General features: G+C 34.0%; 9 protein-coding genes and 2 pseudogenes. 10 read left to right on the top strand and 1 reads right to left on the bottom strand.

Annotation, left to right across the window (positions count from 1 at the left end; all coding sequences use genetic code 11):
- Window positions 1-26 precede the first annotated feature (26 nt).
- From CLFE_RS13600 to CLFE_RS13570, 7 genes and pseudogenes are all read left to right on the top strand, one after another.
- Window positions 27-419 (top strand): conjugal transfer protein, encoded by a 393-nt coding sequence (locus CLFE_RS13600; protein ID WP_077894778.1) that lies wholly within the window; start codon window positions 27-29, stop codon window positions 417-419.
- Window positions 403-1,311 (top strand): annotated as a pseudogene (locus CLFE_RS13595) (conjugal transfer ATPase TcpF); the annotation flags it as partial. The gene CLFE_RS13600 and the pseudogene CLFE_RS13595, both read left to right, overlap by 17 nt.
- 753 nt (window positions 1,312-2,064) lie before the next feature.
- Window positions 2,065-3,897: a group II intron reverse transcriptase/maturase gene (ltrA, locus tag CLFE_RS13590; protein WP_432706049.1), complete on the top strand. Its 1,833-nt coding sequence runs from the start codon at window positions 2,065-2,067 to the stop codon at window positions 3,895-3,897.
- A gap of 96 nt (window positions 3,898-3,993) precedes the next feature.
- Window positions 3,994-5,574 (top strand): annotated as a pseudogene (gene tcpF, locus CLFE_RS13585) (conjugal transfer ATPase TcpF); the annotation flags it as partial.
- Complete coding sequence (locus CLFE_RS13580; protein ID WP_077894779.1) at window positions 5,571-7,907, top strand: CD3337/EF1877 family mobilome membrane protein; 2,337 nt, start codon at window positions 5,571-5,573, stop codon at window positions 7,905-7,907. The pseudogene tcpF and the gene CLFE_RS13580, both read left to right, overlap by 4 nt.
- Window positions 7,904-8,902 (top strand): bifunctional lytic transglycosylase/C40 family peptidase, encoded by a 999-nt coding sequence (locus CLFE_RS13575; RefSeq protein WP_077894780.1) that lies wholly within the window; start codon window positions 7,904-7,906, stop codon window positions 8,900-8,902. Before CLFE_RS13580 ends, CLFE_RS13575 begins: the two co-directional genes overlap by 4 nt.
- Before the next feature lie 17 nt (window positions 8,903-8,919).
- Window positions 8,920-9,825 carry a conjugal transfer protein gene (locus tag CLFE_RS13570; RefSeq protein WP_077894781.1) on the top strand — a complete coding sequence of 302 codons (906 nt, stop codon included), beginning with the start codon at window positions 8,920-8,922 and terminating at the stop codon, window positions 9,823-9,825.
- A gap of 256 nt (window positions 9,826-10,081) precedes the next feature.
- Here the strand turns inward: CLFE_RS13570 and CLFE_RS13565 are convergent, their stop codons facing one another.
- Window positions 10,082-10,936 (bottom strand): LysR family transcriptional regulator, encoded by an 855-nt coding sequence (locus tag CLFE_RS13565; RefSeq protein ID WP_077894782.1) that lies wholly within the window; start codon window positions 10,934-10,936, stop codon window positions 10,082-10,084.
- Window positions 10,937-11,070: 134 nt separating this feature from the next.
- Between CLFE_RS13565 and CLFE_RS13560 the strand changes: the two genes are divergently transcribed.
- The 3 genes from CLFE_RS13560 to CLFE_RS13550 all read left to right on the top strand — a co-directional run bounded on the left by CLFE_RS13560 (window position 11,071) and on the right by CLFE_RS13550 (window position 12,690).
- Window positions 11,071-11,214 carry a hypothetical protein gene (locus CLFE_RS13560; protein ID WP_207651411.1) on the top strand — a complete coding sequence of 48 codons (144 nt, stop codon included), beginning with the start codon at window positions 11,071-11,073 and terminating at the stop codon, window positions 11,212-11,214.
- 229 nt (window positions 11,215-11,443) lie between these two features.
- On the top strand, window positions 11,444-12,016 hold the full coding sequence (locus CLFE_RS13555) for an alpha/beta hydrolase (RefSeq protein WP_207651412.1): 573 nt from the start codon (window positions 11,444-11,446) through the stop codon (window positions 12,014-12,016).
- A 137-nt stretch (window positions 12,017-12,153) separates the two neighbouring features.
- Window positions 12,154-12,690: a flavodoxin gene (locus CLFE_RS13550; protein ID WP_242951694.1), complete on the top strand. Its 537-nt coding sequence runs from the start codon at window positions 12,154-12,156 to the stop codon at window positions 12,688-12,690.
- Window positions 12,691-12,801: the final 111 nt, after the last annotated feature.

Below are 12,801 nucleotides of genomic sequence, written 5' to 3'. Positions count from 1 at the left end.
TCAGTGTAAAAAGAAAGGAGCATCACATGAAAAAAATAAGAAGTTATACAAATATCTGGTCAGTAGAAAAAGTGCTTTATTCTATCAATGATTTTAAGTTACCATTTCCAATTACCTTTACACAAATGACATGGTTTGTTTTGTCACTGTTTGTTGTTATGTTGCTAGGAAATATACCGCCACTTTCCATGATAAATGGAGTTTTTTTAAAGTATTTTGGAATTCCAATGGGGATAACTTGGTTTATGTGTCAGAAGACCTTTGACGGAAAGAAGCCTTATGGATTTTTAAAATCTTTTATTGCATACGTTATTAGACCAAAAATAACTTATGCAGGTAAACCAGTGAAGCTTCACAATCAGAGGATGAACGAGGCAATAACAATAGTAAGGAGTGAAGTATATGACATATCCAATTAAATATATTGAAAATAATCTGGTCTGGAATCATGATGGAGAATGCTTTGCCTACTATGAGCTTATACCTTATAATTATTCTTTTCTATCAGCAGAACAGAAATTTATTGTGCATGATAGCTTCCGTCAACTAATAGCACAAAATCGTGATGGAAAAATTCATGCTCTACAGATTAGTACAGAATCCAGTATACGGGCAACACAAGAACGCTCAAAGGAAGAAGTTACAGGCAGACTTAAAGAAGTTGCATATAAAAAAATAGACGAGCAAGCAGAAGCTCTGGTTTCTATGATTGGTGATAATCAGATTGACTATAGATTTTTTATTGGTTTTAAACTGATATTAAATGAACAGGAAGTAACAATAAAGAATCTTAAAAAAGAAGCAATAAATGTACTTTCTGATTTCTTAAAAGAAGTAAATCAGAAATTTATGGGTGACTTTGCATCAATGAGTAATAATGAAATTGGACGTTTTACAAAGATGGAAAAGCTATTGGAGAATAAGATTTCACGCCGTTTTAAAGTTCGTCGTTTAGATAAAAATGATTTTGGTTATCTCATTGAACACTTATATGGTCAGATAGGAACAGCCTATGAAGATTATGAGTACTATTTGCCTAGTAAGAAATTCAAAGAAGAAACCTTGGTAAAACGCTATGATTTATTGAAGCCTACTCGCTGTCTGGTTGAGGAAAACCAGCGATATTTAAAAATTGAACATGAGGAATCAACATCCTATGTTACTTACTTTACAATTAATTCTATTGTGGGAGAATTGGATTTCCCTTCATCAGAAATCTTCTATTATCAGCAGCAGCAATTTACTTTTCCTATTGATACTAGTATGAATGTAGGTGCGACACGTTTCCGTACAGTGTCAACGCAAGCAAAACTTGCGTAAATAAAAGCGGAGGGCTTTATGAAAGTAAAGTTACAACTAACAAGTCAAAAAGTGGAATGAAAGGGTAACGCCTAGAAACGCTTTCCCTGATACTCCGATATGCGTTTCATCATGCTAAAGTGAAGCGTATAAAACTCGGTAAAGTCGGCAGAGAGATACCGTAAAATATGTAATAACGAAAAGGAGTTGGAGGCAACTTCCGTATCCTATATGCCGGGGGTTTATAAAATATCTATGGTGAGAATGGATTAGAAATAATCTGACAAACTTGCGAATGTACAGGTCTAAATCATGAATACATAGAAATGTGTATGCCGTCAATGCGGAGTGCGTGTGGTAGAGTAAAAATCTACGTTATGAAATACCATATTGTGTTACAGGCACAATCAAGCGTACAGGCTTATAGTAAGCACCTAAAGATATATGTACAGATAGACTTGTTGGAACGTGGTAAGCTATGGACGCAAATATTAAAGTGATAGCACACAGATGTTGCGGTTACAAGGAAAGACATAAACTGGCGGAAAATGTCAGAATATCAGCAAAATGCTGATATTCCGCTAATGTTATAACTTGTATCTATCATAGCGAAAGTGGTGGCACAGTACCAATGAAGCAGTAATAACAAGCTGTGGAGGGATAGCCACTAGATAAAATTTACAAAACTACACTATTGCTAAATAATTCAAGGTTCTAGTATGACTAACAGAGATAAAACTCGCTAATAAAGGAGGAGTAATCGACTTGACTGGTGATACAACCTTAAAGAAAAAACAACTATTGAGAAATAACGAATACTACAATATGCAATATATATTTGATGAATTATATTCGAAATCTTGTAATAACAGGAAATTCAAAGATTTAATGATGATAATCTCGAATGAAAACAACATTCTTTTGGCATACAGAAACATCAAAAACAATGATGGTTCTCAAACTAAAGGAACAGACGGTAAAACAATCGCAGATTACAAGGAATGGAATGAAGAACAGTTTGTTAAATACTTTCAAGGCAAACTGCAAAATTATATTCCTAAAAGTGTCAGGCGAGTAGAAATCCCTAAACCGAATGGTAAAACACGACCGCTAGGTATTCCATGTATGGACGACCGAATTATACAGCAATGTATGAAGCAAGTATTAGAACCTATTTGTGAAGCGAAATTCCACAAACACAGTTATGGCTTCCGCCCTAACAGGTCAACCCAACACGCAATCGCAAGGGCTAGCTTCTTAATGTGGAACAGTCAACTGCATTATGTGGTAGACGTTGACATTAAAGGATTTTTCGATAATGTTAATCACGGAAAATTACTAAAACAAATGTGGACATTAGGAATACAGGACAAAAAATTGTTGTGTGTTATTGGAAAATTGCTAAAGTCAGAAATACAGGGACAAGGAATACCGACAAAAGGTGTACCGCAAGGTGGAATTATCAGTCCACTTCTATCTAATATCGTATTAAACGAACTGGATTGGTGGATAAGTAACCAATGGGAAACTATGCAAACAACAAAATGTCAATATACATTTAGGAACAAATATAGAGCCTTGAGAGGAAGCAAACTAAAAGAAATGTTCCTTGCCCGTTATGCAGATGATTTTAAAATTTTCTGCCGAGATTATGAAACAGCACAAAAGGTCTTTGTTGCTGTAAGACAATGGTTATCAGAAAGACTAGGGCTTGAAATAAGCCCCGAAAAGTCAAAGATAACGAACGTAAGAAAAGGCAAAACTGAATTTCTGGGTTTTAGACTATTTATGAAACCAAAACGGAAAAAATATATATGTAAAAGTAGTATTTCAGAAAAGGCAAAAACAGCAATAAAGAAGAATTTAAAGCAACAAATAAAAGAGATACAGAAAAGTCCAACATCTCATGAAGTAAATAAACTTAACTCCATGATTTTGGGAATTCATAATTATTACAAAATATCAACTCAAGTAGCGGATAATTTTAGAGAAATAAACTTTGCTGTTAGCCAGAGCTTTGAGAATAGACTTAAAATACACTTAAAGAAAAGCAATATTGAAGCCATGAAATCAAAAACGTATGTAAAACTTTATGGAAAATACAATGGCAAGGTAAAAGCTGTCGTAGGAATAGCAATATTCCCTATTTATGGCTGTAAATTCTGCAAACCCAAAGGTTTTACTCAGGAAATCAATAATTATACAGTGATTGGACGTAGCCTTATACACGACAGAGTTAGTATCGCTTATCTAATTCAGTATTTATTGACAAGTAAAGAATATGAAAAATCAACGGAATACAATGACAATCGTATTTCTCTAATTGCAGGACAACAAGGTAAATGTGCTGTAACAGGTTGTTCTCTTGTCATTGGGGAAATGGAATGTCATCATAAAAAGCCTAAATCTTTAGGTGGTACAGATGAATATAAAAACCTTATATGGGTTCATTCAGACGTGCATAAGTTGATTCATGCAACTACGGTCGAAACAATACAAAAATACTGTAAATTATTGAAACCTGATGAAGTGGCTATGAAAAAAGTTAATTCTTTAAGACTATTAGCAGAAAATTTAGAAATAGTGAATATAATGTAAATTTTGTTGGAACGCCGTGTGAGGGGAAACTCTCATGCACGGTGTGAAGCGGGGGAAAACTTAGCGATAACATCAAAGAGTTACCTATCGCTATAAATAGTAGCAAATAAGAAAGCTTTATCTACTGTTCGTAATAAGAAAAAGGAATTAAAAGACCTTGATAATCATGCTTTTGAAAGTGATACGGAAACAAGTTCAAATGTCATGGAAGCTTTGGACAGCGTAAATGAACTTGAAACAAATTTAGATCAGAGCAAGGAATCAATGTATAAACTTAGTTATGTAATAAGAGTATCTGCGCCAGATTTAGACGAATTGAAGCGTAGATGCAATGAAGTAAAAGACTTTTACGACGATTTGAATGTTAAACTTGTTAGACCTTTTGGTGATATGATGGGCTTACACAATGAATTTATTCCTGCAAGTAAAAGATATATGAATGACTATATACAATATGTTACTTCTGATTTTTTAGCTGGTTTAGGCTTTGGAGCAACTCAAATGCTCGGAGAAACAGAAGGAATTTATATAGGGTATAATCTTGACACAGGAAGAAATGTATATTTAAAACCTGCTCTTGCAAGTCAAGGGGTTAAAGGCTCAGTTACTAATGCCTTGGCTGCTGCTTTTGTTGGCTCTTTAGGTGGTGGAAAATCATTTTCAAATAATATGATTGTTTATTACTCTGTACTATTTGGGGCACAGGCAGTTATTGTAGACCCTAAGTCGGAGCGTGGAAACTGGAAAGAGACACTTCCAGAAATTGCGGAGGAAATCAATATTGTAAATCTTACAAGTGAAGAGAGTAACAAAGGACTGCTTGATCCTTATGTGATTATGAAAAGGCCAAAGGATTCTGAAAGTTTAGCAATTGATATATTAACTTTCCTCACAGGTATTTCTTCTCGTGATGGTGAGAAGTTTCCAGTATTAAGAAAAGCAATTAGAGCTGTGACAAAGAGTAGAAAAAGAGGACTTCTATTAGTTATAGATGAATTGAGAGCTGAAAATACTGCTATAAGTAATAGTATTGCAGAGCATATTGAATCTTTCATAGATTATGATTTTGCACACTTATTATTTTCAGATGGTTCTATTTCTCAATCTATAAGTTTAGAAAAACAGCTAAATATCATACAAGTTGCTGATTTGGTGCTTCCAGATAAGGAAACATCTTTTGAGGAATATACTACAATGGAACTTCTTTCAGTGGCTATGCTAATTGTTATTAGTACCTTTGCCCTTGACTTTATACATTCTGACCGCAGTATTTTTAAAATCGTAGATCTTGATGAAGCGTGGAGTTTTCTGCAAGTAGCACAGGGGAAAACACTTTCTATGAAATTAGTGCGTGCTGGTAGAGCTATGAATGCAGGGGTATATTTCGTAACTCAGAACACAGATGACCTGCTAGATGAAAAGCTTAAAAATAATTTGGGATTAAAATTTGCTTTTCGCTCCACAGATATTAATGAGATAAAGAAAACTTTAGAATTTTTCGGAGTTGATAAGGAGGATGAAAATAACCAGAAACGCTTACGTGATTTGGAGAATGGACATTGCCTTATCAGCGATTTATACGGTAGAGTTGGTGTAATACAATTCCATCCTATTTTTGAAGAATTACTGCACGCTTTTGATACTCGTCCACCTGTGAGAAAAGAGGTAGAGCAATGAAGCAAGTAAAGCTAGAGAAACAAAAAGGAAAAATTAATTGGCAGCGTGTAAGAAAAATAGTGATTACTGTACTTATAGTATTAGTAATTGCTATTTTTATATTGGCAATAGTGGGAACAGTAGCACGAGCAGCAGGGCTTGTTGATGATACAGTGAAGGCTAGTAATGAATACAGCAAGTATCCACTAGATAATTACCAACTTGATTTTTATGTGGATAATAGCTGGAGCTGGCTACCGTGGAATTGGGTTGATGGAATTGGAAAACAGGTTATGTATGGTCTGTATGCTATTACAAATTTTATATGGACTATCAGCCTTTTTCTATCTAATGCTACAGGGTACTTAGTGCAGGAAGCATATTCTCTTGATTTTATATCAGCAACAGCAGATTCAATTGGAAAGAATATGCAGACAATAGCAGGTATTAGTACAAGTGGTTTTTCTTCAAATGGTTTCTATGGAGGATTTCTGCTGATTTTCATTTTGATACTTGGAATTTATGTTGGTTATACAGGACTTATCAAAAGGGAAACTACGAAAGCTATTCATGCAGTGGTGAATTTCATTGTTGTATTTGTACTATCAGCTGCATTTATTGCCTATGCACCAGACTATATAGAAAAAATTAATGGATTTTCTGCTGACATCAGTAATGCCAGTTTATCAATTGGTACAAAAATTGTAATGCCAAACTCTAAAAGTAAGGGTAAAGATAGTGTGGATCTTATTCGTGATAGTTTGTTTGCTATCCAGGTAAAGCAGCCTTGGTTACTACTGCAATATGATAACTCTGATATAAAAACTATTGGAGAAAACAGGGTTGAAAAATTAATATCTACAAGTCCAGATGATAATAACGGAAAAGACAGAGAAGATATAGTAAAGTCTGAAATAGAAGATAATAAAAATACCAATCTCACCATCACAAAAACTATTAATCGTTTAGGAATGGTGTTTTTTCTTTTTGTCTTCAATATTGGAATTTCAGCCTTTGTATTTCTGCTTACTGGCATTATGATTTTTTCACAGGTTCTTTTTATAATTTATGCGATGTTTTTACCAGTAAGTTTTCTGCTAAGTATGATACCAACCTTTGAAAGTATGACAAAGCGTGCCATTATGAAGCTATTTAATACTATTATGTCAAGAGCAGGAATTACATTAATAGTTACAACTGCTTTTAGTATTTCTACTATGCTTTATAATTTATCTACTGGTTATCCATTTTTTTTAATAGCTTTTTTACAGATAGTGACTTTTGCAGGTATTTATTTTAAACTTGGTGATTTAATGAGCATGTTTTCACTACAAAGCGGTGAATCTCAAAGCATGGGAAGACAGATTTTAAGAAGACCACGTATGCTTATGATGGCACATATGCACCGTCTTCAACATAAGCTTGGACGTTCAATTGCAGCTAATGGAAAAAAATCTAATGCAGGTAAAAAATCAAATAACAATTTTGAAACTTCTACTTCAAGAGCTATACAAGCAGATCATACAAGACCAGACGGAAAACAACAGGAAAATCCTAATAATAGAGAATCATTTGGAAGAAGAGTTGGACAAGCAGCAGGTAAAGTATTGGATACTAAAGACCACATCAAAGATAAAGCAGAACATATTAAAGAGCAGGCAAAGGATTTGCCGGTTAATGCTAAGTATGCTTTGTATCATGAAAAATCACAGATTGAAGACGGAATTTCTGACTTTAAAGCAAGTATTACGGATACAAGAAAAGCAAGACAGCAAGGAAGAAAAGATAAAGAAAATAAGCGAAGAATGACGATTGCAGAACGCCGCTCAAAAATGGAACAGGCACGTAAAAGCAAAACTGAAAATCCATTAGAGCCTAGTAAAATAATTAATTCAACTCATGAAAGACCTGCTACAACTGGAACACAAGGAAAAACATTTAATCCTGTTAAAAGGGGTGGAACGGAAACTATACAGCCTGATATAAAAAATGGTAGCAAGAATAAACTAAATGCCAATACGCCAAATGAAAGAGTTATTAAAAAACCTATAGAAAAATTAAAGGATGGTAACTTAGATAATCCATTATTGAATAAAGAACGTAAAATTGTTAGAAAAGATGGAGCTTCAACAAGAACAGAACGTAAGCCTCCATCTGATAGGCAAAGCAATCGGACTTCAAATATAGAAAAACAGCCTTCTAAAATTAGATATTCTGTTTCAACAGAGAAAGGATTTCAAAGAAAATCTATAAAAGTAAATGGAATTAATGTTAACCGTGGAGCAGGTATACAGAAGAAATTTAAAATTATTAGCAACCACCAATCTTTAAAGAAGAGAGGGGAGAAGAAATGAAGAAAAAACATTTCATTATTCTGATATCTGGTATATTTGCAGCGTTCTTTGTTCTACTTTTCTTTGTAGCTATAATTTTTTCAGATGAAGATAACGGAGGTTCAAATATTGAAGATGGTGGAGTAAGCGTATCTGCGGAAGTATTGGCATATAAACCTATAGTTGAAAAATACGCTAAAGAATATGGAATTTCAGAATATGTAAATTACTTGCTTGCAATTATGCAGGTGGAATCTGGCGGTATACTTCAAGATGTTATGCAATCAAGTGAATCGGAGGGACTTCCAGCAAATACATTAAATGCAGAAGAATCTATAAAGCAGGGATGCAAGTACTTTGCTTCTCTGCTTAAAACCGCTAAAAGTAAGGATTGTGATATTAATACGGTTATCCAATCTTATAACTATGGAGACGGTTTTATTGATTATGTGGCAAGTCGAGGAAAGAAATATACTTTTGAACTTGCAGAGAATTTTTCAAATGAGAAGTCTGGAGGAAATAAAGAAAAATATGATAATCCAATAGCTGCTAAAGAAAATGGAGGATGGAAGTACAGCTATGGAAATATGTTTTATGTTTTGCTTGTGTCACAGTATATAACATCGGAAAAATTTGATAATGCAACTGTACAAGCTGTCATGAATGAAGCTTTGAAATATAAGGGATGGAAGTATGTATATGGTGGATATACTCCAACAACTTCATTTGATTGCAGTGGGCTTGTTCAGTGGTGTTATGGAAAAGCTGGTGTCAATTTACCTAGAACAGCACAAGAGCAGTATGACGCTACACAGCATATTCCACTATCAGAAGCACAGGCTGGAGATCTGGTGTTTTTTCATTCCACATATGATGCTGGAACTTATATTACTCACGTAGGAATATATCAAGGAAATAATCATATGTATCAGGCTGGTGACCCTATAGGATATGCAGATTTAACAAGCTCTTATTGGCAGGAACATTTAGTTTGTGCAGGAAGAATTAAAAAATAGAAGGAAAGGTGAAATATATGAATTTTATAAAAAGAGAAAATAAAGAAACAAAGCCAAAAACTAAAAAATTAAAAGTATATAAAGTAAATACACATAAAAAAGCAGTAATTGCCTTGTGGATGCTTCTTATAGCAAGTTTTTGTTTTGCAGTCTATAAGAATTTTACAGCAATAAACATTAAAACAGTTCATGAAACTAAAGTTATTGATAAAGAGATAGTTGATACACATAAGATAGAAAATTTCGTTAAGAATTTTGCACAAGATTATTATACATGGCAGCCGTCGCAAGCTTCAATTGATAGCAGAAATGAGGATATTAAAAAATATCTTACAGAAGAATTGCAAACTTTAAATGTTGATACCATACGTAGAGATATACCTACTAGCTCCGCCGTTCAAAATGTGGAGATTTGGTCTGTAAAACAAGATGGAGAAAAGCAATTTCAAGTGATTTTTACAGTAGACCAGCTTATTGTAGATGGTCAAAATAAAGAAAATGTAAATTCTGCCTATGAAGTTACAGTATATGTAGATGGTTCTGGAAATATGGTTATAATAAAGAATCCAACAATTTGCAGCATACCTTCAAAATCGAGCTATCAGCCAAAGGCAAAGGAAGATAATGGGGCGGTGGACGCTACAACTACTGGAGAAATCAACGAATTTCTAAAGACATTTTTTAAACTCTATCCAACGGCGACTGAAAAGGAATTATCCTATTATGTAAAAGATAGTGCATTGAAGCCTATTAATAAAGATTATATTTTTGCAGAATTACTTAATCCTATATATACGAAGAAAAAAAATCAAATTGAAGTATCTGTATCAGTCAAATATTTAGATCAGCAAACAAAAGCAACACAAATTTCACAGTTTGATTTGATTTTAGAAAAAGATATAAATTGGATGATTGTTAAATAAAAAAACTAGCAGGTACACTATTAACTTTAGTTTTTTCGGTAGATGAATGTCCAAGGATTCTTGACACAAGCTAAAGTTTAACGCCGTATTGGTAAAGATTAGTTGTCCCTTTCCTCCTAAACATATGCAGATATACTATTAGTGGCTTTTGAGGATATTTTGGTCTTTCACTTTCTGCATACTGCTTGATAAACGCTCTACATTTCCTGTAGAAATTTTGTCTAGAGTATAGTGCATTATTCTTGGAAGCCTACAATCAGAGCATGTGTCTTTGAATCTCACGAAGAACAATTTCCATTTTGTTCTTCATGCTGGACAGACACATAAAATAATAAGATACTGTAGCTTCTGAATCAAGGATTGGAATAATTACACGATTTGTAACGTTACCATAGTGCTTGATGGCTAAATCAGATGTAAAAGATGGAAGTGCAGAGTTTTTAACAAGTTCTTCAAAGGAGAATCGTTCATCTTGAACTAAAAAATGAGAAGAAGGCAGTTTCTTTAAACATAAATCATTCCAAAATCCAATCTTGGAAAAGAGAAGAAAATTTTCGCCATTTATATCATTAAAATAAATGCCTTTGTGTCCAGATAAAGGGTGAGCTGGTGGAAGGGATAAAAATAAGTGCTCTTCACCATATTTTGTATAATGTATATCTGAAACATCTATAATTTCCTGTAAAATAATAAATTGGTATATGTTATCTCTTAATCCTTGCAATAATAGTTTTGTACTTTTCATATCTGAGGATATTGTCATCTCTGGATAAAGAGTCGATAACAGAGGAGTGACAGACCATAGAGGTGCAGGAGCACATGAACCGACAGAAATAGTATGCTGACTTCTGTCAAATGAACGTATACGTTCTACCATGTCGATCGCTTGATTTAATACTCTTTCAGCATATTCTACCGCTAAGGTACCATTTTGATTTAATACTATTTTATTCTTCTGGCGTTCAAATAGAATAACATGAAGTTCATCTTCGAGCTTTTGCATAGAACGACTTAGTGCTGGTTGGGACAAATGTAACTCTTCTGCAGCTTTTGATAGTGTCCCATGTTTAGCAAATGCCAGTAATTGTTCTAATTGATATATTTCAAACATAGTTTTACCTCCTAATTACTATATCGTTTCAGTATGCATTTTAATTATAGCACATTTCACAATTGGTATTGTACTTTTTTATAAAAAATGTTTATGATTATCTCAGAATGAAGAGGAAACGTGGAGATCATAAAATGGAATTTGCAAAACTAAATAATGGAGTAGAAATGCCAGTGTTAGGATTTGGAGTTTTTCAGGTAGCTGATCCAGCAGTATTAGATGCAATTGAAGTAGGATATCATTCTATTGATATAGTACAGGCTTTTAATGGTGATTGATGTTCTGGTGGTCATCGTTGGTTCAGATCATTTCTTTTTTTCGGCGAGCACTTGTGATTTGAATGGCAGAAAGAGAGTTGAAACATGAATACAAATTATAGAAATTTTCCACAAAAATTGGAGTCTATTCCGTTGAAATATCATTTTCCATGTAAGGAACTGGGTAGACTGGTTCGGTTGGATTACGACACACACATACGAATCATTCACTTATGAGAGCAAAAGCAAAGTGCTTACTAAGACTGCCTATGTATATCTGCCATATGGTTATTCGGAGAACAAGAAGTACGAAGTGTTCTATTTTATGCATGGCGGATGGTGCAACGAGGCAACAACAATGGGGGCAGATAAGAAACATGCAGGTTTCAAGAGCATAATTGATCATGCAATACAGGATGGCAAGATCAAACCGTTGATAATGGTATTTCCGACCTATAATAACCTGAGTCAATCAGATAGTGGAGATTATTCTCTTGCTATAAGATTGACCCAAAATTATCATAATGAGTTGGTCAATGATCTGATACCTGCTGTGGAAGGAAGATTCAGTACCTATGCAGAAAATACCACAAAGGAGGCACTTCAGCAATCTAGAGATCATCGGGGATTTGGAGGGTTTTCTATGGGGTCGGTGACAACATGGCGTACATTTGAGTATTGCTTGGATTATTTCCGGTATTTTCTTCCTATGAGTGGTGAATTTATGGATGATGGAAATCTGACATTTCGCATCAAGAAGGGTTATGCCCATGATGGGATAGCGTCCATGGAATATACCTATAATGGAATTATGTGGTTCTGAAACCATGAAAGATGAATATGAAAATAAGGAGGGTTTTTATGAATAAAATGTTAATCAAAATTATTGCAATAGTAGTCTCCCTTGCATTTGTTGTAGGTGTTATCTACTACTTTATGCATAGAGGACGCAGTGTTGGAATGAACAGTAGTATTGTAAACGAAGATAATAAAAAAGCTAAGATAGACATGAGAGGTAAAAGAGCATTAGTTGTATATTTCTCTGAATCGGGTAACACACAGAAATTAGCGAAAACTATATCTGATCAGGTTGGTGGTGATTTTAGAAGAATTGAACCAGTAAAAGTTTATCCTACCGGACAGGAACTGTTTGATTATACAAAAAAGGAAAGAGATAACAATGGAAGACCGAAATTCAAGAATCTTAACATCAACATGTATGATTATGATGTAATATTCGTGGGATACCCAATGTGGTGGTACACGCTTCCAATGATTATGTACACATTTTTTGATGAATATGATTTTAGTGGAAAAACAATTATCCCATTTAATACCCATGAAGGTTCTGGAGATGGAGGAACATATAGTACAATTAAGAAGTTTGAGCCAAAGGCAAAGGTTTTAGATGGACTTGCCATACGAGGAGGTGATATGCAGTCAGATCAAACAGAAACAGTCATTAAGTGGTTGGATAAACTTGGGCTAGCAAAATAATTGAAATAACAATAAGTATGGAAGATAATACATGGCTTACAGATATATTTATATCAAATTAGTATCAGAAAAGAGGTAATTAATGAATTTGAAATTGAAGGCAAAAATGGT

Source organism: Clostridium felsineum DSM 794, from assembly GCF_002006355.2.
In the GTDB taxonomy this organism is placed as follows: domain Bacteria; phylum Bacillota; class Clostridia; order Clostridiales; family Clostridiaceae; genus Clostridium_S; species Clostridium_S felsineum.
The sequence above is the reverse complement of the archived record's forward strand: the minus strand, read 5'-3'. Positions and strand labels throughout refer to the sequence as shown.

Excerpts from the sequence above, each read along its gene's own strand:
- CLFE_RS13560 (WP_207651411.1), top strand. The coding sequence starts at position 11,071 with ATGGAATTTGCAAAACTAAATAATGGAGTAGAAATGCCAGTGTTAGGA.
- CLFE_RS13600 (WP_077894778.1), top strand. The coding sequence starts at position 27 with ATGAAAAAAATAAGAAGTTATACAAATATCTGGTCAGTAGAAAAAGTG.
- CLFE_RS13580 (WP_077894779.1), top strand. The coding sequence starts at position 5,571 with ATGAAGCAAGTAAAGCTAGAGAAACAAAAAGGAAAAATTAATTGGCAG.
- CLFE_RS13575 (WP_077894780.1), top strand. The coding sequence starts at position 7,904 with ATGAAGAAAAAACATTTCATTATTCTGATATCTGGTATATTTGCAGCG.
- CLFE_RS13570 (WP_077894781.1), top strand. The coding sequence starts at position 8,920 with ATGAATTTTATAAAAAGAGAAAATAAAGAAACAAAGCCAAAAACTAAA.
- CLFE_RS13565 (WP_077894782.1), bottom strand. The coding sequence starts at position 10,936 with ATGTTTGAAATATATCAATTAGAACAATTACTGGCATTTGCTAAACAT.
- CLFE_RS13550 (WP_242951694.1), top strand. The coding sequence starts at position 12,154 with ATGAACAGTAGTATTGTAAACGAAGATAATAAAAAAGCTAAGATAGAC.